Genomic DNA, 22,594 nt, shown 5'->3' on the forward strand with positions numbered 1-22,594 from the left:
TTTTTGTTTTTTTATTGCGCCGGGCCGATTTTAATCTTGACTCGGTCGATCATGAAATATTATGTAAGTAATACTGACGTAATTCAGTGTATCTCACCGCCGGAAAGCCGGCCATCAGGGAGCGCTATGCGAACGACGACGATCATTATTTGCGAAAAAGCGGCCATCGCCGCCAAGCCGTTTGACGGCCGCAAAACGACCGTTCGCGCCATTAAACGCCGATAAATAGAAGAATGAGGAGCAGCCAGGTCGCCTGCGGCTCCGCCCGCAGAGTGCCGGCTGACGCGCCGGGTTTCGGGAAAGAGGGCGATGCCGCGCGAAATGCGCAACGAGAGGAGAGTGCCTTGAGCGTGACGGAGCAAAAATTCGGCCTTTACGATGCGGCTTTTGAAAAAAGCAGCTGTGGCGTCGGTTTCATCACCCGCAAGGACGGCGTGCAGACGCATGATGTGCTGAAGCGCGGCCACGAGGCTCTCTGTGCCGTGCCGCATCGCGGCGGCATGTCGGCGGAAGGTGTCGGCGATGGTGCTGGCGTGTCGCTGGATTTGTCGCTTTCCTTCTTTCGGGAATTGACCGGTGAGGACGGCTTGCAGGCCGGCCGTTTCGGCGTCGGCAATTTTTTCCTGCCGCAAAATCCGGCTTTCCACGCCGAGGCTGTCGGTATCATCGCAAACGCCCTCAAAGAGCAGGGCTTTGCAATCCTGCTCGTTCGCGATGTGCCGGTGAATGATGCGGCCATCCGTCCCGCTGCCGTCCCTTACCAGTTGCCGATCCGCCAATGGGTCTTTTCGGCTCCGGCCGAATGCGCAACCCTCGCCGAATTCGACTGGCGCATCCACAAGGCGCTGCTCGCCATCGAGGCGCTTGCCTATACTGTGCCGGAACTCGCCGGCTTTTATCCGCTGTCGCTCAGCGCCCGCACGCAGGTTCTGAAAGGCCGCCTGAACTCCCATGAGGTCATGCCCTATTTCTGCGATCTCACCGATCCGCGTCATGAAGTGCATACGATGTATTTCCACACGCGGTTTTCCACCAATACCGATCCGCACCCCTCCATGGCGCAGCCCTTCCGCCTGATGGCGCATAATGGTGAGCTCAACACCGACAAGAAGAACCGGCTGTCGGAAGCGGCCGTGGCGCTGGCGAAGAATGCCAGCATCATTCGGCCGAAGGGCCAGTCGGACAGCTGCCGCCTGGACCAGACCCTGCAGGCACGGGTGATGGAAGACGGTCTCGACCTCGTCACCGCGGTGGTCTCGATGATGCCGCCAGCCTGGGAAAATGACGATACCCTGTCACCGGCCGTGAAGGCGATGCTGGAATATTTCTCGCTTTATGAGGAGAAGAATGACGGCCCGGCCGCGCTGATTTTCGGCGATGGCACCATCATCGGCGCGCGGCTCGATCGCCTCGGCCTGCGCCCGCTGCGCACCGTCGAGACGGAAGATTATCTCTGCGTCATGTCGGAGGCCGGGCAGATCGCCTTTCCGGCGGAAAGCGTCATCCGCCGCGGCCGCATCGAGGCGGGCGGCATGCTTTATTACGACCATGCAGAACGCCGCGCGTTTTCCACCGTCGAGTCGCTGGAGCTTCTCGCCTCACGCCGCGATTATTCATCCCTGCTGCGCGAAGCCCGTGTCATGCTGGAGGATCTGCCGGAAGTGCCGGCGGAAAAGCAGGGCTCGCCGCTGCGTTACAATGGCGATCTGGAACGGCACCAGCGTTATGTCGCCTATTCGCATAATCAGGAAAGCTTCAAGTTCCTGATGGACCCGATGCTGGCCTCCGGCGCTGAAAAGATTTCGGCGATGGGTTACGGCAATGCCATCAATGCGCTGTCCGATCAGGAAGGCGGCGTTGCGAAGTATTTCTCGCAGCGCTTCGCGCAGGTCACCAATCCACCGCTTGACAGTATTCGTGAGGCCGATGGCATGACGTTGCGTGTCGCCCTCGGTGCGAAGCCGAACAGCGGTGCGAAAAAGGCCCACCAGATCGTCGTGCGCTCCCCCATCCTCACCCATCTCGATATGCTGCGCATCCGCGAACAGTCGGAGACGCCCCTTCGCCGTTTCGAAATGCTCTATTCGCCGGTCTTCGATGTTGCGGAGGCCAATGAAGCGGCCCTGCGGCAGGCCATCGATGGTCTCTGCGATGAGGTTGCGGCTTTTGCGGCCGAGGAAGGCGGCATCGCCGTCATCACCGACCGGCATGTCTCGGCAGGCCGCGCGGCTCTGCCGATGATCATGGTCGTTTCCGCCATCAATCAGCGGCTGATCGAGGAAGGTCTGCGGCTGCGCATTTCCCTGATCGTGGAAAGTGGCCAGTTTTCTTCCTCGCATCACATAGCAGCCGGCCTCGGCTTCGGCGCTTCTGCCGTCTATCCGCTTGGCGTGCAGTTCCGTGCCGAGGAGAAATTCGGTGCTGATGCCGACAAGGCCTTCAAGCGTTTCGCCAAGGCGGCGGAAAAGTCGCTGATGAAGACCATGGGCAAGGTGGGCCTGTGTACGGCGGAAAGCTATATCGGCGGCGAGTTCTTCGAGCCGAACTTCCTCGATACCGACGATGCGGTGTTGAAGCGCTATTTCCCGAATGTGAAGACCCCGGTTGGCGGCGTCAACTTCGCCGTCATCGCGCAGGCGGTGGCGGACTGGCACCGCAAGGCGCTGTCCGTGAAGGGTGAAAACGACATTCCGCTGCTCGGTCTCTTCAAGGAGCGTGCGGAAGGCGCCGGCCATTCCTATGGCACGACGGCGGTACGCGGTTTCGTGGACATGACGGAGGAGAAGATCGGTTTCGACAAGGGAACCGAAAACGAGGAGGCGTTGCGCCTGCTGCCGCTCAACCGGCTGGAAGATGCCTTCGGTCTCAACGATGCGGCCTATTATCACAACAGCTTCGACCGGCTGACCCCGGAGGCCATCGACGCATTCGAGGTTACGCCCGGTTATCGCGCTTTCGCCCGCATGATGACGGAAGAAAGGGCGCGCCGCCCCGCCGCTCTGCGCGACGTTCTGGAATTGCCCGCCGATGTGACCTTCGCCGGATCCGCAGAAGAATTCCGCCGGGAAATGGGCCGTTTTTCCCGTCAGGGCAATAATAGCTTCATGGTGCGCGGATTGCGTTGCGAAGAGGCGGGAGACGGCGCTTTCCGGCTGCAATTGACCGGCCCGCACGGTCATGAGCTTGCCCGGCTTGCCGCACTCGGCCAGTCGTTGCTCGACCGTTTCGGTGCGGATATTTCCGGCCACTGGCTGGAAGGCGGCACGCTTATGGTTCAGGCCAGGGGCGAGGCTTTCGCCTATCTGTCGCTTATCCGCACCGCACCGGAAAGCATTCCGCTCGATGCCGTTCAGAAGGCGAGCGAGATCACCAAGACTCTCGCGTCGGGTGCCATGAGCCACGGCGCGCTGGTTGCCGCCGCCCATGAGGCGGTTGCCCATGGCACCAACATGGTCGGCGGTATGTCGAATTCGGGTGAAGGCGGCGAGCATATTTCCCGTTATGGGACCATCCGTGCCTCGCGCATCAAGCAGTTCGCTTCCGGCCGCTTCGGCGTCTGGGCCGGTTATCTTGCTGATCCGATGTTGGAAGAGATCGAGATCAAGATCGGTCAGGGCGCAAAGCCGGGCGAGGGCGGGCAGTTGCCGTCTCCGAAGGTGACGGTGGAAATCGCCGCCGCGCGTGGCGGCACGCCGGGTGTCGAACTCGTCTCGCCGCCGCCGCATCACGATACCTATTCGATCGAGGATCTGGCCCAGCTCATCCATGACGCCAAGGCGGCGCGTGTGCGCGTCATCGTCAAGCTGGTCTCGTCGGAAGGTATCGGCACGATCGCGGTCGGCGTCGCCAAGGCGGGGGCGGATGTCATCAATGTCGCCGGGAATACCGGCGGCACGGGGGCGGCGGCCGTCACCAGCCTCAAATATACTGGCCGCGCGGCGGAAATCGGTATCGCAGAAGTGCATCAGGCGCTTTGCGCCACCGGCCTGCGCGCCAAGGTGCTGCTGCGCTGCTCCGGCGCGCACCAGACGGCGAGCGATGTGGTGAAATCCGCACTTCTCGGCGGCGACAGCTTCGAATTCGGCACGACGGCGCTGATGATGCTGAAATGCGTCATGGCGAAGAACTGCAACATCAAGTGCCCGGCCGGTCTCACCACCAATCAGGAAGCCTTCAACGGCGATCCCCGCGCGCTGGCGCAATATCTCATGAACATCGCCCATGAGGCGCGCGAGATTCTGGCCGCACTCGGGCTTCGCTCGCTGCGGGAAGCACGCGGCCGTTCCGATCTTCTTCACCTCCTCGATCATCCGGCGAGCGTCGGCCAGCTTGACCTCCGGGCAATGCTTGCCGTGGTCGAAGAGGTGAAGATCGACAGCCCCGTCTATATGGAAAAGGACTTTGCACTGGACGACGCCTTCATCGAACTCGTGCGCTCGGCCCTGGTCGACAGCAGGCGCGAGAACATCGAGCTTGGCGGCAATCGTTTCCTCAACAATTGCAACAAGAGTGTCGGCGGTCAGCTCGCCGTCGATATCGAGCGTATGCTGAACCATGAGCTTTCCGACGAAGAGGCGGATGCTCTGCCGGCCGTGAAGCGGGACAGCCGTGGTCGCCGGTTCCTTGAGGCGGGTTCGGTGCGCATCGATACCTCCGGTTCCGCCGGGCAGTCCTTCGGCGCTTTCTGCAATGACGGCATGATCATGGTCCATACCGGCACCTGCAATGACGGCGTCGGCAAAAGCGCCTGTGGCGGCACCATCGTCGTGCGCTCCCCCGGCGGCGGCTCGGAAGAGGCGGGCGGCAATGTGCTGGTCGGCAATTTCGCGCTGTTCGGCGCCACCGGCGGCCGCACCTTCGTGGAAGGGCAGGCGGGCGACCGTTTCGCGGTGCGTAACTCCGGCGCCACTGCCGTCGTCGAAGGCGTGGGTGATTTCGCCTGCGAATACATGACCAACGGCGCGGTGCTGAATATCGGCAGCTTCGGCAAGGGTTTCGGCAACGGCATGAGCGGCGGTTTCGTTTACCAGTATGATCCCTATGGCGATCTGCCGAAGAAAGTCAGCCACGATTCCATCCTGCTCGGTTCAGTCACCGGTGAGGATGAACAGGCCGCCATTCATAATCAGGCCATCCACCAGCTTCTGACCTGGTATGTCGCAGAGACCGGCTCGGCCAAGGCGGCATGGCTTCTGGAAAACTGGGAAAGCGAACAGCATAACTTCGTTTACGGCATGCCACGCGCCCTGCTGCTTTATCAGGATAGCGATGAGATTCTGAAGGCGAAGCCCCGCAAGGAACTGCTGGAGGAACTGGCATCCGCCCTTGCCGCTCATCAACTGCGCAAGTTCAAGCTCGCCTATCGCGACCGCAAGGCCGTCCTGAACGGAACGGTGCCGGGTTATGGCGAGACGGATACCGAGGAAATGTATGCGCTGCTCAACAATTATACCGTGTTGAGCATGGCGCAGGCCATCGCCATGCAGCGGGTGCCGATGGCCTCAGGTCCTTCCGACCCGGCCATTGAAAAAGCCGTGCGCAATCTCATCCTCACGGAAGACTATGCGCTGATGCAGCGGCTGCTGAAATATGCGCGCGAGGCGCTTTCAGACCATAGCGATGAACAGCTTGCGGTGATGATCGCCGCCAAGCGTCTCGACGACTACAAGCAGGCGCTGGCGCGCAGGAACATCTGGTCGGTGGACAGCCCCGGCACCTATGGCTGGATCATTCAGCAGAACCGGAAAAACATCGAGAAGATCGGCCGTCTGCCGGGCTTCGAGGAGCTTTTCGCAGCCCGCGCCATTCCCGATCTCGCCACCGCATCCAGCCACAGGGCAGCATGATGAAGATACCTTATATTCCCGAAGACGCGCCCTTCAACGGTGATCAGCGCGCATGGCTTTCCGGTTTTCTGGCGGGCCTCCATTCCCGCGCCGCCATCGGCCTGGAGACATCGGTTGCCGCCGCTGCTCCCAGGGCGGCGGCTAGTGTGCTGAATATTCTCTTCGGCACCCAGACCGGCAATGCGGAGGCGCTGGCGATGGATATTGCCGCCGCCGCCCGTGCGCAGGGCATGCAGCCGGTGGTGACGGCACTCGATGATGTCTCGATGGACAGTCTCGGGGCGATGAAACGAGTCATCGTCGTCACCTCGACCTATGGCGAAGGTGAAATGCCTGATAATGCCCAGCTTTTCTGGGAAGCGCTCGCTGCCGACAGCGCGCCGCGTCTGGACGAGGTGAATTTTGCCGTCCTCGCGCTCGGCGATACCGGTTATGACGGCTTCTGCCAGGCGGGCAAGCTTATCGATACGCGGTTCGAACAACTCGGCGGCAAGCGTATGAAGACGCGTATCGATTGCGATATTGACTTTGAGGATGCCGCCGCCGCATGGATCGGCGAGACCCTGCCGCTCGCGCTTGCTGTCGATGGCGGCAATGCGGCATCTGTCACCATGCCCGATATCGCCGAGCCGCCCATGCGGGCAAAGCAGGGCTGGAGCCGCAAAAATCCCTATTCGGCTGAGGTAAGCGTCAATCGTCGTCTGTCCGGTCCCGGCTCGTCCAAGGAAATTCGTCACTACGAATTCGATCTCGGCGAAAGTGGCCTGGACTATGAGGCGGGTGACGCTCTTGGCGTCGTGCCTCTGAACGATCCGAAACTGGTCGGCGCGCTGCTGGAACACTTCGGAGCGGCTGCGGATAGCCAAATCGCCGGGCTGGACCGGCCGGTCGGCGATGCGCTTCTCAACATGTTCGAGATATCGACGCCGTCGCGTGAACTCGTCGCCGAAATCGGCAAGCGTGCGGGGCATGACGAACTCAGCCACATTCTCGCAAACGGAGACAGGGAGCAGCTGGCCGCCTTTCTTTGGAGCAAGGATATTCTCGACCTCATCAATCTCGGCGGAAAGCCACTATTCGATGTTGCTGAATTCGTGACATTCCTGAAGCCTCTGCAACATCGCGCCTATTCCATTTCCTCCAGCCCTCTGGTTGCAAAAGACAGCGTGCATCTGACCATCGCCAGCGTGCGTTATCGCGCCGAGGGCCGTGAGCGTGGCGGCGTGTGCTCCACCTATCTCGCCGACCGCGTGGAGGCCGGGCAGAGTGCCGGGATTTTCGTCTCGCCGAACAAGGCGTTTCGTGTGCCGCAGGACAATGATGCCCCTGTTATCATGGTGGGACCGGGCACGGGCATCGCGCCTTTCCGGGCTTTTTTGCAGGAACGGCAAGCCAGAGGTGCAAAGGGCAAAAACTGGCTGTTTTTCGGCGATCAGCACCGGCAGTCGGATTTCATCTATGAAAACGAGCTTGGCGACATGAGCCGCGATGGTGTGCTCACCCGCCTCGACCTCGCTTTCTCGCGGGATCAGGCGGAGAAGATCTATGTCCAGACCCGCATGCGGCAGAACGGCAAGGCGCTCTATCAATGGCTTGAAGAGGGCGGTTATTTCTACGTCTGCGGCGACGCGACCCGTATGGCGAAGGATGTCGATGATGCTCTGCACAACATCATCAGCGATGAGGCCGGCATCTCCGTCGAGGCGGCAAGCGAGTATGTGAACCGGCTGAAGCGCGAAAAACGTTATCTGCGCGACGTCTACTAACTATTGCCATGACGAGACCGTTCTGACGCACCGATTGGTTCAGCAATTGGTGCAGACGGTCTCGGCGTCGCGCTGTTTGAAGAAATACTCCCGGCCGATCGTGATCGACTTCACCCCGGACGAGGCAAGATCGGGCATGAACATCAGCAATTCATGCGGGATGGAAAGTTCGACGTGGATGAGAAAGCTGTTTTCCACGAGCAGGCGCGTCGGAACGGCGACCGGTGACCCCACCGCATAGGGTCTCAGATTTTTCTCATCCCAGGACCAGGTGATTTTCGCCTGTTTTTGCGCGTCGATCTTGATGCCGCTGATCTTCAGTTGCAGACCCTTGGTGCTGTAGGGCGCAAACACGGCGGCTGCGACGTCCTGCATGCCCGCGAGATAGGTTTTATCGACGGACCCTGTTTTCGATATCAGATCGTTGATGGAGGCTGCGGCGCTGCTTGCCCGCTTGTAGGTGTTGTATCCGATCGTCAATTCGAAAGAGGTCAGATAAAGCGCAAGCAATATCGGAAAGAGGATCGCGAACTCCACCGCGCCCACGCCTCGGCGATCTTTGGCAAAGCGTGAAACGAGCGCCATCAGGCGTCGTTTGCCGTTTGCCGCAACGGACACCAGCCCTGCCATCATGAGCCCCCGCCTGTGATGTATTTCTCGTTCATGAACGCATTTGTCGCGACGATGAGGAAATGTGAGGGCATCGATCCATCGGCCGGACGTATTTTGGTCAGGTATGGCCGGATGATATCGGCAACCACACGCCAGCGATAATAGACACGCAACATGTTGATGGTTTCCGGCCCGCCCGGTTTGAAGCCGAATTGAGCGGTATCGAGATCGTAATATTCGCCATAGGCCTTCAGCGGTATCGTGGTCGGAATATCCTTGAAGGCGGTAAAGGAGCGAAGGTCGATATAGAGCTTCTGTTCTTTTTGGATTTCATCCGCGGAGCAGGTGATCATCACCGAAACTTCGTTGCAGAAGCTCTTGCGGAAATCCTCTTTCGAAATCGAGCTGCTGATCTGCCCGGTGCGCAGACGCCGCGCCATGTTCTCGGTGGCATTGGCGACGACCTGTTCCGCCATCAGGGCGATGAAGGTCTCGATGATCGCAAAGACGACGAGGAAATAGGGGATCGCGAGTATCGCGAATTCTATAGCCGCTGTCCCGTCGCGCGAGACTCCGAATTTTTCCAGCAATGGCTTCAGTCTGGCCAGTCGCATGAGGCGATATCGATCTCTAAGAATATGCGGCAAGCGCAACCGTTGAATTTGTTGCGGACCATAACCACCCCGATGTTTAGATTCTATTACTTCGATAATTTATACTTTAGTGATTTCCGAATTTGGTACGTGCCAAAATAAAAAAGCCCGGCTCAGGGCCGGGCTTTCTTGAAAGCGGATGAGGCGGAGGCTTAATCAGCATCGGCCCTGGCGAGGACCTCCAGCGTGGGCGTGGAGGTGATGTTATAACCGCAGTCCACATAATGGCATTCGCCGGTCACGCCGCGCGACAGATTGGACAGCAGGTAAAGCGCGGATCCGCCGATATCGTCGATGTCCGCGGTCCGCCGAAGCGGTGCGTTTTTCTGGTTCCATGCGTAGATCGCCCGCGCATCCGAGATGCCGGCGCCCGCCAGCGTGCGGACCGGACCGGCCGAGATGGCGTTGACGCGAATATCGCGCGGGCCGTAATCGGCAGCGAGATAACGCACGGACGCTTCAAGAGCCGCCTTGGCGACGCCCATGACGTTGTAGTTCGGAATGACGCGCTGAGAACCATTATAGGTCAGCGTCAACATGGAGCCGCCATTGGTCATCAGTTCGGCGGCGCGCTTGGCGATTTCCGTGAAGGAGAAACAGGAAATGACCATGGTGCGGCTGAAATTCTCGCGCGTCGTATCCGCGTAGAGGCCCTTCAGCTCGTTCTTGTCGGAAAAGCCGATGGCGTGGACGATAAAATCCAGCGAGCCCCATTTTTCGCGGATCGTCGCGAACAAGGCGTCGACCGAGGCGATATCCTCGACATCGCATGGTACGATGAAATCGGATCCGAGCTCGGCGGCAAGCGGTTTCACACGCTTGCCGAGCGCTTCACCCTGATAGGTGAAGGCCAGTTCCGCGCCCTGTGCCGCAAGCGCCTTGGAGATACCCCAGGCGATGGAATGATTGTTTGCGACGCCCATGATGAGGCCGCGTTTACCCTGCATGATGCCGTTCATGGGCAATTATCCGTTATGACGCTGGAAGACGAGCGTGGCGTTGGTGCCGCCGAAGCCGAAGGAATTGGAAAGGATGGTGTCGATCTTGGCGTTGTCGATACGGCTGCGAACGATCGGAACGCCCGCAAATTCGGGATCGAGCTCGGAAATATGCGCGCTTTCGCCGATGAAGCGTTCCTGCATCATCAGCAGGCCGTAGATCGATTCCTGCACGCCGGCCGCACCCAGCGAATGGCCGGTGAGCGACTTGGTCGACTGGATATGCGGGATCTTGTCGCCGAAGACTTCCCGGATCGCGCCGATTTCCTTGCTGTCGCCAACCGGCGTCGAAGTGCCGTGGGTATTGATGTAGTCGATGTCGCCCTTCACGGTGGAAAGCGCCTGCCGCATGCAGCGGATTGCGCCTTCGCCTGAAGGAGCCACCATGTCGTAACCGTCCGAGGTCGCGCCGTAACCGACGATTTCGGCGTAAATCTTGGCGCCGCGCGCCTTTGCATGTTCCAGCTCTTCGAGAACCAGCACGCCCGCACCGCCGGCAATCACGAAACCGTCGCGGTTGACGTCATAGGCGCGCGAGGCGACGCTCGGCGTCTCGTTATATTTGGACGACATGGCACCCATGGCGTCGAAGAGGTTGGACATCGACCAGTCGAGATCCTCATGGCCGCCCGCAAACATCACGTCCTGCTTGCCCCACTGGATCATTTCGGCGGCGTTGCCGATGCAATGCGCCGAGGTGGAGCAGGCCGACGAGATGGAATAGTTGACGCCATGGATCTTGAACCAGGTGGCAAGCGTCGCGGAGGCGGTGGAGGACATGGCCTTCGGCACGGCGAAGGGACCGATGCGCTTCGGGCTGTTGTTCTTCAGCGTAATGTCGGCTGCCTCGACGATGGTACGGGTGGACGGACCGCCCGAACCCATGATGATGCCGGTGCGCTCATTGCCGCTGATATCGCTCTCTTCGAGACCGGAATCGGCGATTGCCTGTTTCATGGCGACATGGTTCCACGCGCCGCCCTGCGACAGGAAGCGCATGGCGCGGCGGTCGACCAGATCGGTCGGGTCGAGAGACGGCTTGCCCCAGACCTGGCATTTGAAACCGTGTTCGGCAAAATCCGGCGAAAATGAAATGCCGGATTTGGCATTGCGCAGCGATGCGGTGACTTCAGCGGCATCACCGCCGATGGAAGAAACAATACCGAGGCCGGTGACAACAACTCGTCTCATGAAAGGGACCTTTTCTTAAGATTTCGGCTGGACGGCAGAAGCCGCCCGGCGTTTGTCAGGACTATTCCGTCTGCCTCAGGCAGCCTTTTCCTTCGACAGGCCTACGCGCAGGTCCGTCGCCTGATAGATGGTTTCGCCATCCGCCTTGAGCCAGCCGTCTGCGGTTCCTAGCACCAGACGGCCGCGCATCACGCGCTTGAAATCAATACCATATTGAAGGAGCTTCGTGTGAGGGCGAACCATGCCCTTGAACTTCACTTCGCCGGTGGAAAGCGCCATGCCGCGGCCTTCTTCGCCCAGCCAGCCGAGGAAGAAACCTGTCAGCTGCCACATGCCGTCAAGGCCGAGGCACCCCGGCATGATCGGGTTGCCCTGGAAGTGGCAGGGGAAATACCAGTCGTCGGGGCTGACATCGTATTCGGCGCGGATGAAACCCTTGTCGAAGGCGCCGCCGGTTTCGGAAATTTCGGTAATGCGATGGACCATGAGCATGGGGGGCAATGGAAGCTGTGCATTTCCCGGGCCGAACAATTCGCCGCGACCGCAGGACAGGATCTCCTCGTAATTGTAACTTGATTGCCTCGTTGCCATACCGTTTTCACTTCCCCAGTTACTGGTGTTGATCGACTTCACTAGAGCAAGTTAGGTTCAAAATGAAGCGCTGCAAGGGCAGAGGCCGCTCCGCCCACATTCTTTGTCTTCGAACCTTCTTCGCAGAAGTCATTACCTCAATATGCCGTCCGCATACAGGAACCGTACGGCTGGAACCAGAGGAAATTTGCAGGAATGGCCGGTTTGCCGCCATTTGCCGCGCCTAAGCCACGCCGAAACTATTGAAAGCACTCGCCGCAAAAGATATATGCTAATGCAATTGGTAAGTTTCATACCTCTGTTTGGAATGGGATTGCATGGCATTTGACGCCACATTGGATATCGGAACGAGGTTGCGGCGCTCGGGGCTGCGCCCCACGCGACAGCGTGTGGCTTTGGGCGATCTGCTTTTCGCAAAGGGCGATCGCCATCTGACGGTCGAGGAACTGCACGATGAGGCGGTCACCGCCGGCGTGCCCGTTTCTCTCGCCACGGTCTACAATACGCTGCACCAGTTCACTGAAGCCGGCCTCATCCGTGTTCTCGCCGTGGAAGGCGCCCGTACTTATTTCGACACCAACGTCTCGGATCACCACCACTTCTTCGTGGAGGGCGAGAACGAGGTTCTCGATATTCCCGTCAATAACCTCCAGATCGACAATTTGCCGGAAGCGCCCGAGGGCATGGAAATCGCCCATGTGGACGTGGTCATCCGCCTTCGTCGCAAGCGCGGATGAAGCTTCAGTCCGACAACAGGCATGAAAATGGCGCCCACGGGCGCCATTTCTGTTTTCGGCGGATTTCTATATGTCACTTCATGACATCTTCCGGCCGTCTGCCGGGCTTTGCCTTGTAGGGCGGAAAAGTCCAGCCGAAGACCAGAGCGCCGGATCGGACGGCGAAGGCCGTAAGGACGCCTGCGGCTGATGCGGCATAAAGCGGTGCGCCGAGAAAATAGACGACAATGAAGGTGGAGGAGCCCAAAAGCGCGCAGGTGATGTAGATTTCCGGCCGCAGCAGCACGGACGGTTCGCCGGCGAGAATATCGCGCAGCACGCCACCGAACGTCGCCGTCAGAACGCCGGTGACGATGGCGACGGTTGCGGAGCCGCTGGCGGCAAGCCCCTTGGCTGCGCCCATGACGCAATAAGCGGAAAGGCCCAGCGCATCGAGCCAGATCAGTACGCGGTAACGGGATTCGAACAGATGCGCGGTGAAGAACAGCAGCACCGCGACCGAGACGCAGACGAGGATATAGGTCGGGTTCACCACCCAGAATACCGGCGTCCTGCCAAGCACCAGATCGCGCACCGTGCCGCCGCCGATGCCGGTTGCGGCGGCGAAAAACAGAAAGCCGATCAGGTCGAGCTGCTTGCGCGAGGCGGCGAGCGCGCCGGTTGCGGCAAAGATGGCGACGCCGGCATAGTCGAGAAAACCCAGAAGCGTCATGAAAAGGTCCCCCCCGGAAACACGGGCTGCGAACACGTCAGTGTCGCGCAAGCACTAAACTCTAGGCTGGCCGCCCGGATGATCGCAACATCCATAACCGAAACGGATGCAAAGGAAAATGCCGTGCGAATCGCTCTCGTTGCCGCTCTTCAGGTGCTGGTTCTCTTGATGTTTCCGGTGGCGCTCTCGGCGCAGCAGCAGCTGGTGAACGACCCCGAGATCTACGAGAAGGATCATTTTCGCAACGAGTGCAAGGTGGCGGCCTTCGGCGACGATTTCGTCACGCGGCTGGATATCAACAATGACGGGCTGATGGACGCCGTCGTCAATCACGGCGTTCTCGATTGTGATGGCGAAAAGGGCCGCAGCTGCGACGACGAGGGATGCCCCTATAATTTCTATGTCCAGGTGAAAGAGGGCGGTTATCTGATGATCGCGACGGCCCGGATTTACGACTATGATTTCATCAAGCGCTTCGGCAACATGGTTTTCGTGCTGAAGATGCATCCGCGTTATTGCGAGCGTACCGACAAGGAACCCTGCCTGATGACGGTGCGGGTGCGCGGCACGAAATTCGTCACCATCTCGCGAAAGTGACGGCGACGATTTTCAGGGCGTAATCCTCCGGATTTTGACCCTTTGATTGTAGCGCTGGCGAAGCGAGCGCGGGATGATGAAGGTGGCGATGGCGACGGCGAAAACCGTGGCCGCAACCACCCAAAGGGCATTCGATTGCAGCGTGGCGGCGAGAATGGCACCGCAGATCGCGCCGCATATCATGCCAAGCCATGGCACGATCTGAATGCCCCAGTCGAGGCTTCGTTCGCCGAGAAGAAAACGGCCGATGCCGCGGCCGAAGCGGGAAAGCGCGCCGGTCACATAGGTAAGCCCGATTGGCAGTCCCTCAATGTGCTCAACGGCGGCGTTGACCATGCCCATGGCGAAAACGACGAGATAAAATTGCGCAAGAGCGGAAGTCTCGCCGCCGAGCAGCGCGGCAATTGTTACCAGCAATCCCACCGCCATCAGAACGGCGAAGATGCGCCGGTCGAACTTATGCGCCACCACGATGCCGCCTGCATTGCCCGCCACGAAGGCAACGATTGCGAAAAGCAGTTTCGCGGCATGGGAATAGAGGCCAGCCTCCATCGAGACTGCGGCGCGCGTGGTGTTGCCGGTCATGAAGGACACGAAGTCGCCTGAAATATGCAGGCCCACCGCATCCGTCATGCCCGCGATGAAGGAAATGGCGGCAACCAGCGCAATTCCGGTTCCGGTTCGCCTTGCCCTGATGATACTGCGGCGTCTTTGTCTGGTCATGGAAAAGCTCGATATGGAAAAACGGCGGGCCTGTGCGCGGGGCCGTGTTATCCTATGTCTAGAATGCCGGATGGTGTATTTGCAATCTTTCTGGAGGCCTTTGGAAGCTTCTATTTTGTCTAGACAAATATAAATTCCCTGCCTACCATGCCTCAAATAAAGCGATAAACAACATCGCACAAAAATAAATCAAAAGGGGTTCAGATCATGAAGAAAACATGGGTTCTCGCCACAGTCGCCGCGCTGTTGTCATCCGCTTCCGCCTATGCCGAGACGTCGGTGACGATTGGCATGTCCGGCTGGACCGGTTTTGCACCGCTGACGCTCGCCAAACAGGCCGGCATTTTCGAAAAGAACGGCCTGAAAGTCGATATCAAGAAAATACCGCAGGCGAGCCGCCATCTGGCCCTTGCTTCCGGTGACATCCAGTGCGCCGCCACCACGGTGGAAACATGGATCGCGTGGAATGCCAATGGCGTGAAATCCACCCAGATTTTCCAGATGGACAAGTCGCACGGCGCTGATGGCATTGCGGTGCGCAGCGATGTTGCAAAGGTCGCGGACCTGAAAGGCAAGACGGTTGCCGCTTCCGCGCCGGGCACCTCTCCTTATTTCTTCCTTGCCTGGATTCTCAAGGAAAACGGCCTCACCCTGAAGGACGTCAAGGTCGTCAACCTCGAGCCGGGACCGGCCGCGCAGGCATTCGTTGCCGGTCAAAATGATGCGGCCATGACCTATGAGCCCTATCTGTCCACTGTCCGCGCCGCCCCCGACAAGGGCAAAATCCTCGCCACGACGCTGGATTATCCCGCCGTCATGGATACGTTCGGTTGCACCCCGGATTTCCTGAAGGCCAATCCGCAGGCGGCGAAAGCCCTGGCGGACAGCTATTTCCAGGCCCTCGAGCTCATCAAGGCCGATCCCGAAAAGTCCTATGCGACGATGGGCGCGGATGTGAAGCAGACCGGCGAGGCCTTTGCCGCTTCGGCAAAGTTCCTCGAATGGCAGGACAAGGCCGCCAACCAGAAGTTTTTCGAGGGTGAATTCAAGACATTCTCGGAAAAATCGGCGGACCTGCTGCTGGAAATCGGCGTGATAAAGTCGAAACCCGATCTTTCGACCCTCGCGGATACGTCCTTCATCAAGTAACAGAAGAGGCGGCGGCATTCCCTCCAGGGAATATTGCAGCCAAAGACAAGTGAGTGCGTCGATTGTGCGTCACGAGACGCGCACGGCGTTCTGATGGCGCGGCGAAGGTGCCGCGCCGGTTTTCCGGACAGGCGACAGATGCAACCTCTTCAACCCATAAGGAACAGCACGAGAATTGCTCTCGGCATCCTGTTCTTCGTGCTGTTTTTTTCTGCCTGGGGCATTGCCACGCTGGGCGGTTTCGTGTCGCCGACCTTTCTGGCCGACCCCATCACCATGCTGAAGGACGGCATCTATCTGCTGACCGATCAGGGTTTTGCCAGCGATATCGGCATGACGATCTGGCGCGTGGTGGGCGGTTTCGTGCTGGCATCGCTCGTTGCCGTGCCGGTCGGCATCGCCATGGGGGCCTATAAGCCCGTCGAGGCGCTGCTTGAGCCTTTCGTCTCCTTCGCGCGCTATCTGCCTGCTTCCGCCTTCGTGCCGCTCCTCATTCTCTGGGCCGGGATCGGCGAGATGCAGAAGCTGCTGGTGATCTTCATCGGCGCGGTGTTCCAGATCATCCTGATGGTGGCCGTGGCTGTCGCCGGCACGCGGCGTGATCTCGTGGAGGCGGCCTACACGCTTGGTGCGAAGGACCGGGGCGTTGTGCGCCGTGTTCTCATTCCCGCCAATGCGCCGGATATTGCGGAAATCCTCCGTCTCGTTCTCGGCTGGGCCTGGACCTATGTCATTGTCGCGGAATTGATCGGCGCCTCCTCGGGCATCGGCTATATGATTATCAACAGCCAGGCGCTGATGGCGACCGGGCAGATCATCTTCGGCATCATCGTCATCGGCATTATCGGTCTTATTTCGGACTTCGCGTTCAAATCGCTGAACCGAAAGCTTTTCGCCTGGAGGCTTGCCTGATGAGCGAACTCGTCATCAAGGGCGTCAGCCGCACTTTTCCGGGTGTGCAGGGCGGGCAACCGACGCTGGCCCTCCAGCCCACCGATCTGGAAATTCCCCGCAATGATTTCGTCACCATCCTCGGCCCGTCGGGATGCGGAAAATCGACCTTGCTGCGCATCATCGCCGGTCTCGACCGCCCGACGACGGGCGAAGTGCTGCTGTCCGGCAAAGCGGTGACGGGGCCGGGGGCGGATCGCGGCATGGTGTTCCAGTCATATACCCTGTTTCCCTGGCTGACGATCCGCGAAAATGTCGCCTTCGGCCTGCGCGAACGCGGCGTTGCCGAGAAGGAAAAATGGGAGATTGTCGATAGCTATATCGACAAGGTCGGCCTGCGCGGCTTCGAGAACCATTGGCCGAAACAGCTCTCCGGCGGCATGCAGCAGAGAACGGCCATTGCCCGCGCCCTCGCGAACGGCCCGAAAATCCTGCTGCTCGACGAGCCTTTCGGCGCTCTCGACAACCAGACGCGCGGGCTGATGCAGGAATTGCTGCTCGGTATCTGGGAGCGGGAGCAGAAGACGGTCATTTTCGTCACCCACGATATCGAAGAGGCGGTCTTCATGGCGTCGCGTGTGGTGACCATGTCCGCAAGGCCGGGTCGCATCAAGTCGATCACGCCGGTCGACCTGCCGCATCCGCGTCACTACACCGTCAAGGCCAGCCCGGAATTTTCCGAGCTGCGCGCCAAGCTTACGGAGGAAATCCGCAGCGAGGCGATTGCCGCCGCTGCCCATGGATAGTTGATCCGGCAAAGGGGAGGATAAAAGCATCGGGATGAGGAGCACAGGCGCCGATCTTCAGGAAAAATCGCTGCACGAGCGCATTCGCAATGATGTCGAGCGCCACATCATGTCGGGCGAATGGCCGCCGGGTTATCGTATTCCCTTCGAACACGAGATGACCCGGCAATATGCCTGTTCGCGCATGACGGTGAACAAGGCTCTCAGCGAATTGGTGCAGCGCGGACTCATCGAAAGACGCCGCCGTCTCGGCACCTTCGTTCGCCAGCCCCATGCGCAATCCGCCGTTCTGGAAATCCACGATATCGAGCGGGAGGTGCAGGCGCTGGGTCTGGTCTACGGTTACCGTCTCGACAAACGACGGCTGCGCCCTGCGGGGGAAGAAGACGGCGCGGCCATGGCGCTTGCCGCCGAGGCCCCGGTCCTGGAACTCACCTGCACGCACTTCGCCGGCGGCGTTCCCTTTTGCCTTGAAGAGCGCATCGTCAATGTCACCGCCGTTCCGGAGGCGGAAGCCGCGGATTTTTCACAGATCGGGCCGGGCAAATGGCTGCTGAAAATGGTGCCCTGGAGTGCGGCCGAACATCGTATCAGCGCCGTTTCCGCCGACCGTAAAAATGCAGCGGCGCTGGGTATTGCTTCCGGTGCTGCCTGTCTGGTCATTGATCGGCGGACCTGGCATGGGGCGGATTACATCACCCGCGTCCGTGTCACCTATCCCGGTGACCGTCATGCTCTCATTGCGCAGTTTTCGCCCTCGCAGAGCAGCTGAAGGCCGTCGATCGGTCAATTTTTTGTAAAGAAGAGTTTACGGGTCGTCTTTTGACAATATAATAGTTGTCAAAAGAACTCAGGTTTATTATCGGAACGTCAAGCTTTCACGACGGTATCCGTTCATGACCCCGGTTTTCAGGAACCGGTCAATCTGCGGATGAGTTCATTGACGGAAATCCGGGATAAAAATTATGTCAGCTGAGACCTCAACTTCTTCCGCATCCTTCAACAAGGCAAACACGACAAGGCATCTCTCCCTTGCCATGACTGTCACCTTGCTGGCCGGCCTGAGTGCTGGCCTGAGTGCCGGCGCGGTTTTCGCTCAGACGGCATCGGAAACCCAGATACAGCCCGCACCGCAAACGGAAGCGGTTCAGCCGGCCGCTCCTGCGACGCCGAGCGCTCCGGCGGCCGCGCCCGTCCAGCCTTCCGCGACTGCACCGGAACAGCCGGCCGCCACCGCACCCTCGCAGCCTCAGTCTACTCAGCCCGCACCGGTCCAGCCTGCACCCGCTCAGCCCGCGACGAATACCGCACCGGGCGTCGAAGGCCTGGCGCCGCAGCCGACGCAGACCGAGCAACCCGCACAGACGGGCCAGACGACCGCGCCGAATGAAGCCGCGACCCCGATAGAGCCTGTCAGCACCGAGCCCGCGAGTGCTGAACATCGTGCGGATATCCCGCACAACCTTTCTCCCTGGGGCATGTTCATGGCGGCCGACTGGGTCGTGAAGGGTGTCATGATCGGCCTTGCCTTCGCATCTCTGGTCACGTGGACGGTCTGGGTTGCGAAGTCTATTGAGCTTGCGGGTGCGCGGGTGCGCGCCGGCGCGACGCTCAAGGTCATTCGCAGGGCAAAAACCCTGACCGAGGCCACCGAGGCCGTCGAAAAGAAGGGTGGGCCGGCAGCACTGATGCTGCGCATGGCGACCCACGAGATGCAGCTTTCGGATGCGGTGGTCGAACACACGGATGGCGGCGGTATCAAGGAGCGTGTCTCTTCGGCGTTGTCGCGTATCGAAACCCATGCCGGTCGCCGCATGTCGCGCGGAACGGGTGTTCTTGCGACCATCGGTTCCACCGCTCCCTTCGTCGGTCTGTTCGGCACCGTCTGGGGCATCATGAACTCCTTCATCAGCATTTCGGAATCGCAGACGACCAACCTTGCCGTCGTCGCGCCGGGCATTGCCGAAGCGCTGCTCGCCACCGCCATCGGCCTTGTCGCCGCCATTCCGGCCGTGGTGATCTACAACGTCTTCGCCCGCTCCATCACCGGTTACCGCCATCTGCTGGCGGATGCCGCAGCCGGTGTGGAACGCCTCGTCAGCCGCGATCTCGATTTCCGCCGTATTCCGCCGGGCAGCACCAGTAAGCCCGCAGTATCGCTGGTTGGACGGTGATCGGCCATGGCTGGCGGTATTCGCGAAAATAGCGGAGACGATCTCTCCGAAAACCACGAGATCAATGTCACGCCCTTCATCGACGTGATGCTGGTTCTGCTCATCATCTTCATGGTGGCGGCACCGCTCGCCACCGTCGACGTGAATGTCGATCTGCCCGCATCCACCGCAAAGCCGGCGGAACGCCCGGAGGAGCCGCTTTATCTGACGGTCAAGGACGACCTCTCGCTCAATCTCGGTAATGATGCGGTTGCCCGCGAAGCATTGGCGGCCGCCATCGACCGGCAGACGGGCGGCAAGAAGGATACGCGCATCTTCCTGCGGGCCGACAAGGCGGTCGATTACGGCCACTTCATGGAAATCATGAACCTGCTGAGAGATGCCGGTTATCTGAAGATCGCCCTTGTAGGATTGGAAAACGCGGCTGCCGCATCGCAGCCTGCCGCGGCTGGTCAACCTGCAGCGCCGGGAACCGCGCCATGACTGAAAACGGCTACCCGCAGGCCCGGCATTCCCGTCTCGGGGAAGTAACGCTGTGGTCCGTCGCGGCGCTGCTCATGCTGGGCGTTCACGCTGGTTTTGCCTATTATCTGATGCAGGAGCCCGAGGAGCTGGATGCAGGCGGGCCGCCGCCTGCTGCGATCATGATCGAAATGGCGGCGATACCGGAGGCCGTCAAGACCGAAGAAACGACGCAGGCGCAGGATGTCGAGGACGCCGAAGAGGTGAAGAGCGACAGCAGCGAACCGGTGGAGGAAGCTGCCCCGGAAGAGCCGCCGCCACCGGAGCCGGTTGCGGAAACGCCGCCGCCAGAGCCGGTGCAGCCGCCTGAACCGCCGATCGAGGAGATCGTCGAACCGCAGGAAATTCCCGAACCCGTGGAGCCGGTCGATCCGGTTCAGGAGCAGATGATGGCGGAACTCGAAAATGTCGAGGTTCCTCTGCCCGTCATGCGTCCTCCGCCGCCGCCCGTCGAAAAGAAGGTGGAAAAGAAAGAGCCGGAAGAGAAAAAGAAGGTCGAGCGGCAGCGTCCCAAACCGCAGCAGGCATCGGAACTGCGCGAAACGGCGAAGGCGGAAGTCCAGCAGTCCGACAGGACCGCGGCATCACGCAGCAATGCCGGCTTCTTTTCTTCGTCATCCGCTTCACCGGCAAAATGGGGTTCTAAGGTTCACGCGCATATCAAACGTCGTAAACCGCGTTCTCTCCGTGGAGGTGATATGACGGCGACTGTTCGATTCCGGGTCAATGATGCAGGGGTGATCAGCGGTGTGAGCGTCGTGCAGTCGACGGGGGATTCTTCGATTGATCAGCAAATCGCAGCTTGGGTGCAGAGTGCGTCTCCAGTGCCCCCACCCCCTCCTGAGGCGGGGAAAACCATTACTCTCCCAATTAGTATCCGATAGAAAAATTGTGAGCGTTGATTGATCCTGCGTTTAGATGGGCGGAAACTCTTCGGCCGTATAAATAACATTTCGCGAATGTTTTCGATGGTGTAGGTCTTGTCGACTTCACAAGCAGAGGCATTCCGGAATGAAATTCTCAATCGCAGAGGCGGAGGATCTCGTATCCTCTATCTTTGAGCGCAACGGCGTTCTGCCGCAAAACGCCCGTTCGGTGGCAAAGGCGCTCGTCGCCTCCGAGGCGGCCGGCCAAGGTGGTCACGGTTTTCGCCGCATCCCCGTTTATGTCCGGCAGGCGCGGGTTGGAAAGGTCGACGGCAAGGCGCGTCCGGTGGCGACCCGCGTGAAGCCGGGCGTGCTCTCGGTCGACGCCAATCACGGCTATGCCTATCCGGCGATCGATTGCGCCCTTGAGGAATTGCCGGACATGGTCCGGCAGCAGGGCATTGCGCTTGCCGCGATCCACCGCTCCCATCATGCGGGTGTCATGGCGCTGACCGTCGAGCGCCTCGCCGAAATGGGATTTGTCGCACTCATGTTCGCCAACGCACCGGCATCCATGGCGCCGTGGGGCGGCAGCAAACCGCTCTATGGAACCAATCCGATCGCCTTCGCCACCCCCGTCAGCGGCGCCGATCCGCTGGTCATCGATCTCGCGCTCTCCAAGGTCGCGCGCGGAAAGATCATGGCGGCCCGCCAGAAGGGTGAAACCATCCCCGGCGACTGGGCGCTCGACCGAAACGGCCGGCCGACGACCGATCCCGAAGAGGCCATAGAGGGAACCATGGTGCCCGCAGGCGAGGCCAAGGGCGCTGCGCTGGCATTGATGGTGGAGATCATGGCCGCTGCGGTGACAGGCGGAAACTTCGCATTCGAGGCTTCTTCCCTTCTCGACGACAAGGGAACGCCGCCCTCTCTCGGCCATACGATCATCGCCATAGACCCGGTATCGTCAGGCGGTGCGGCCTTTACCGAGCGGCTGGCGCTCATCGCCGGCGAGATAGAAAAGCAGGAAAATGTGCGCCTGCCCGGCCGCCGAAGCCAGGGGATTCGCAAGCAGGCGCTGGAAAGCGGCATCGTGATCGAAAGCGATATTCTGGCCGAAATTCAAGCGCTCTGACGTGACAATAAAAACCCGGCGGGTCGACTATGACCCGCCGGGCAAACCGTAAATGGCTGCTTTGCATTTGCGTCGATAGGGCCGGACATCATGTCCAGCCCGCTTTTGGTCCGCCATCCCGCCATTGATATGGAAGGATTTTGACGCAGAAAGCCGCTCATTCGGTTTTCAGCTTACGGGAGGGGACGTTTCGCGTAAGCTTGGACGATCAGGTGGCGATTATGCGTCCTGCTCGATCAGGCCGCGCAGTAGGGCGATGCTGACGGCATTCAGCAGATTGGTGGCGCCCAGCCTGTGGCGCACCCTTTCAAGAGTGTCCTTCACGTCCGCTTCGTCCGCGCCGGTTATCAAGGCGATGTGGGACGGATGCTTGCCCCGCGCGACCAGCCCCAGATAATGCCGCTCACGCTCCGAAAGGATGATTTCACGCGTCTGGCGATGTTCATGCGGCGTATTTGAAGACATTTTCTTTCAGCCTTAAAAGAGATTGGCCTTCCCGGGGCACGATCAGTCAATGATTCATTCCCCGAAACCAGCTCGTTTACCGCTCTGTCTATACGCGAACAGAAACGCTAGTTTCGCCAATAGGTTTCATCGGGCATCGGTAATTATGCAATAAAGGGCC

20 protein-coding genes are annotated in these 22,594 nt (G+C 59.9%); 12 read left to right on the top strand and 8 right to left on the bottom strand.

Annotation, left to right across the window (positions count from 1 at the left end):
* Positions 1–344: 344 nt before the first annotated feature.
* Positions 345–5,846, top strand: a complete 5,502-nt coding sequence (locus ACQZ5K_RS00400; RefSeq protein WP_448739358.1) for a glutamate synthase-related protein — start codon at positions 345–347, stop codon at positions 5,844–5,846.
* Positions 5,843–7,612, top strand: a complete 1,770-nt coding sequence (locus tag ACQZ5K_RS00405) for a sulfite reductase subunit alpha (RefSeq protein ID WP_448739359.1) — start codon at positions 5,843–5,845, stop codon at positions 7,610–7,612. Before ACQZ5K_RS00400 ends, ACQZ5K_RS00405 begins: the two co-directional genes overlap by 4 nt.
* Before the next feature lie 39 nt (positions 7,613–7,651).
* Here the strand turns inward: ACQZ5K_RS00405 and ACQZ5K_RS00410 are convergent, their stop codons facing one another.
* The 5 genes from ACQZ5K_RS00410 to fabA all read right to left on the bottom strand — a co-directional run bounded on the left by ACQZ5K_RS00410 (position 7,652) and on the right by fabA (position 11,657).
* The gene (locus ACQZ5K_RS00410; protein ID WP_020812531.1) at positions 7,652–8,245 is read right to left on the bottom strand and encodes a TadE/TadG family type IV pilus assembly protein; all 594 of its coding nucleotides are present in this window, start codon (positions 8,243–8,245) and stop codon (positions 7,652–7,654) included.
* On the bottom strand, positions 8,242–8,838 hold the full coding sequence (locus tag ACQZ5K_RS00415) for a TadE/TadG family type IV pilus assembly protein (protein WP_003524373.1): 597 nt from the start codon (positions 8,836–8,838) through the stop codon (positions 8,242–8,244). Before ACQZ5K_RS00415 ends, ACQZ5K_RS00410 begins: the two co-directional genes overlap by 4 nt.
* Positions 8,839–9,029: 191 nt before the next feature.
* Positions 9,030–9,836, bottom strand: a complete 807-nt coding sequence (gene fabI, locus ACQZ5K_RS00420) for an enoyl-ACP reductase FabI (protein WP_003524375.1) — start codon at positions 9,834–9,836, stop codon at positions 9,030–9,032.
* Positions 9,837–9,842: 6 nt separating this feature from the next.
* Positions 9,843–11,066 carry a beta-ketoacyl-ACP synthase I gene (fabB, locus tag ACQZ5K_RS00425; RefSeq protein ID WP_003524377.1) on the bottom strand — a complete coding sequence of 408 codons (1,224 nt, stop codon included), beginning with the start codon at positions 11,064–11,066 and terminating at the stop codon, positions 9,843–9,845.
* Between the two features lie 75 nt (positions 11,067–11,141).
* Positions 11,142–11,657, bottom strand: coding sequence for a 3-hydroxyacyl-[acyl-carrier-protein] dehydratase FabA (gene fabA / locus ACQZ5K_RS00430; RefSeq protein WP_003507274.1), 516 nt, complete (start codon positions 11,655–11,657; stop codon positions 11,142–11,144).
* Between the two features lie 317 nt (positions 11,658–11,974).
* Between fabA and irrA the strand changes: the two genes are divergently transcribed.
* Positions 11,975–12,394 (top strand): iron response transcriptional regulator IrrA, encoded by a 420-nt coding sequence (gene irrA, locus ACQZ5K_RS00435; RefSeq protein ID WP_003507276.1) that lies wholly within the window; start codon positions 11,975–11,977, stop codon positions 12,392–12,394.
* A gap of 73 nt (positions 12,395–12,467) precedes the next feature.
* Here irrA and ACQZ5K_RS00440 read toward each other — a convergent pair whose 3' ends face one another.
* Positions 12,468–13,106 carry a trimeric intracellular cation channel family protein gene (locus ACQZ5K_RS00440; RefSeq protein WP_080818366.1) on the bottom strand — a complete coding sequence of 213 codons (639 nt, stop codon included), beginning with the start codon at positions 13,104–13,106 and terminating at the stop codon, positions 12,468–12,470.
* A gap of 78 nt (positions 13,107–13,184) precedes the next feature.
* Between ACQZ5K_RS00440 and ACQZ5K_RS00445 the strand changes: the two genes are divergently transcribed.
* A complete protein-coding gene (locus tag ACQZ5K_RS00445) occupies positions 13,185–13,703 on the top strand; it encodes a hypothetical protein (protein WP_448739360.1) in 519 nt (172 codons plus the stop codon).
* A 12-nt stretch (positions 13,704–13,715) separates the two neighbouring features.
* Here the strand turns inward: ACQZ5K_RS00445 and ACQZ5K_RS00450 are convergent, their stop codons facing one another.
* Complete coding sequence (locus ACQZ5K_RS00450; RefSeq protein WP_448739361.1) at positions 13,716–14,426, bottom strand: YoaK family protein; 711 nt, start codon at positions 14,424–14,426, stop codon at positions 13,716–13,718.
* 207 nt (positions 14,427–14,633) lie between these two features.
* Between ACQZ5K_RS00450 and ACQZ5K_RS00455 the strand changes: the two genes are divergently transcribed.
* From ACQZ5K_RS00455 to ACQZ5K_RS00490, 8 genes are all read left to right on the top strand, one after another.
* A complete protein-coding gene (locus ACQZ5K_RS00455; RefSeq protein WP_137004195.1) occupies positions 14,634–15,575 on the top strand; it encodes an ABC transporter substrate-binding protein in 942 nt (313 codons plus the stop codon).
* Between the two features lie 138 nt (positions 15,576–15,713).
* Positions 15,714–16,487: an ABC transporter permease gene (locus ACQZ5K_RS00460; protein WP_448739362.1), complete on the top strand. Its 774-nt coding sequence runs from the start codon at positions 15,714–15,716 to the stop codon at positions 16,485–16,487.
* The gene (locus ACQZ5K_RS00465; RefSeq protein ID WP_003524386.1) at positions 16,487–17,272 is read left to right on the top strand and encodes an ABC transporter ATP-binding protein; all 786 of its coding nucleotides are present in this window, start codon (positions 16,487–16,489) and stop codon (positions 17,270–17,272) included. Before ACQZ5K_RS00460 ends, ACQZ5K_RS00465 begins: the two co-directional genes overlap by 1 nt.
* A gap of 34 nt (positions 17,273–17,306) precedes the next feature.
* Entirely contained in the window at positions 17,307–18,044 is a 738-nt protein-coding gene (gene hutC, locus ACQZ5K_RS00470) for a histidine utilization repressor (RefSeq protein ID WP_448739363.1), read from the top strand.
* A gap of 193 nt (positions 18,045–18,237) precedes the next feature.
* Positions 18,238–19,446, top strand: a complete 1,209-nt coding sequence (gene exbB / locus ACQZ5K_RS00475; RefSeq protein ID WP_448739364.1) for a tonB-system energizer ExbB — start codon at positions 18,238–18,240, stop codon at positions 19,444–19,446.
* A gap of 6 nt (positions 19,447–19,452) precedes the next feature.
* Positions 19,453–19,929 (top strand): TonB system transport protein ExbD, encoded by a 477-nt coding sequence (gene exbD / locus ACQZ5K_RS00480; RefSeq protein ID WP_080818355.1) that lies wholly within the window; start codon positions 19,453–19,455, stop codon positions 19,927–19,929.
* Positions 19,926–20,852, top strand: coding sequence for an energy transducer TonB family protein (locus ACQZ5K_RS00485; protein ID WP_448739365.1), 927 nt, complete (start codon positions 19,926–19,928; stop codon positions 20,850–20,852). The genes exbD and ACQZ5K_RS00485 overlap by 4 nt, the downstream gene beginning before the upstream one ends.
* 127 nt (positions 20,853–20,979) lie before the next feature.
* Positions 20,980–21,969, top strand: coding sequence for an Ldh family oxidoreductase (locus ACQZ5K_RS00490; RefSeq protein WP_448739366.1), 990 nt, complete (start codon positions 20,980–20,982; stop codon positions 21,967–21,969).
* Between the two features lie 219 nt (positions 21,970–22,188).
* Here ACQZ5K_RS00490 and ACQZ5K_RS00495 read toward each other — a convergent pair whose 3' ends face one another.
* On the bottom strand, positions 22,189–22,434 hold the full coding sequence (locus tag ACQZ5K_RS00495) for a helix-turn-helix domain-containing protein (protein WP_020809172.1): 246 nt from the start codon (positions 22,432–22,434) through the stop codon (positions 22,189–22,191).
* Positions 22,435–22,594 lie beyond the last annotated feature (160 nt).

The organism is Agrobacterium sp. 22-226-1, assembly GCF_053522345.1.

Coding starts and splice junctions, on each gene's coding strand:
- ACQZ5K_RS00405 (WP_448739359.1), top strand. CDS start 5,843: ATGATGAAGATACCTTATATTCCCGAAGACGCGCCCTTCAACGGTGAT.
- ACQZ5K_RS00410 (WP_020812531.1), bottom strand. CDS start 8,245: ATGATGGCAGGGCTGGTGTCCGTTGCGGCAAACGGCAAACGACGCCTG.
- ACQZ5K_RS00415 (WP_003524373.1), bottom strand. CDS start 8,838: ATGCGACTGGCCAGACTGAAGCCATTGCTGGAAAAATTCGGAGTCTCG.
- fabI (WP_003524375.1), bottom strand. CDS start 9,836: ATGAACGGCATCATGCAGGGTAAACGCGGCCTCATCATGGGCGTCGCA.
- fabB (WP_003524377.1), bottom strand. CDS start 11,066: ATGAGACGAGTTGTTGTCACCGGCCTCGGTATTGTTTCTTCCATCGGC.
- fabA (WP_003507274.1), bottom strand. CDS start 11,657: ATGGCAACGAGGCAATCAAGTTACAATTACGAGGAGATCCTGTCCTGC.
- irrA (WP_003507276.1), top strand. CDS start 11,975: ATGGCATTTGACGCCACATTGGATATCGGAACGAGGTTGCGGCGCTCG.
- ACQZ5K_RS00440 (WP_080818366.1), bottom strand. CDS start 13,106: ATGACGCTTCTGGGTTTTCTCGACTATGCCGGCGTCGCCATCTTTGCC.
- ACQZ5K_RS00445 (WP_448739360.1), top strand. CDS start 13,185: ATGATCGCAACATCCATAACCGAAACGGATGCAAAGGAAAATGCCGTG.
- ACQZ5K_RS00450 (WP_448739361.1), bottom strand. CDS start 14,426: ATGACCAGACAAAGACGCCGCAGTATCATCAGGGCAAGGCGAACCGGA.
- ACQZ5K_RS00455 (WP_137004195.1), top strand. CDS start 14,634: ATGAAGAAAACATGGGTTCTCGCCACAGTCGCCGCGCTGTTGTCATCC.
- ACQZ5K_RS00460 (WP_448739362.1), top strand. CDS start 15,714: ATGCAACCTCTTCAACCCATAAGGAACAGCACGAGAATTGCTCTCGGC.
- ACQZ5K_RS00465 (WP_003524386.1), top strand. CDS start 16,487: ATGAGCGAACTCGTCATCAAGGGCGTCAGCCGCACTTTTCCGGGTGTG.
- hutC (WP_448739363.1), top strand. CDS start 17,307: ATGAGGAGCACAGGCGCCGATCTTCAGGAAAAATCGCTGCACGAGCGC.
- exbB (WP_448739364.1), top strand. CDS start 18,238: ATGTCAGCTGAGACCTCAACTTCTTCCGCATCCTTCAACAAGGCAAAC.
- exbD (WP_080818355.1), top strand. CDS start 19,453: ATGGCTGGCGGTATTCGCGAAAATAGCGGAGACGATCTCTCCGAAAAC.
- ACQZ5K_RS00485 (WP_448739365.1), top strand. CDS start 19,926: ATGACTGAAAACGGCTACCCGCAGGCCCGGCATTCCCGTCTCGGGGAA.
- ACQZ5K_RS00490 (WP_448739366.1), top strand. CDS start 20,980: ATGAAATTCTCAATCGCAGAGGCGGAGGATCTCGTATCCTCTATCTTT.
- ACQZ5K_RS00495 (WP_020809172.1), bottom strand. CDS start 22,434: ATGTCTTCAAATACGCCGCATGAACATCGCCAGACGCGTGAAATCATC.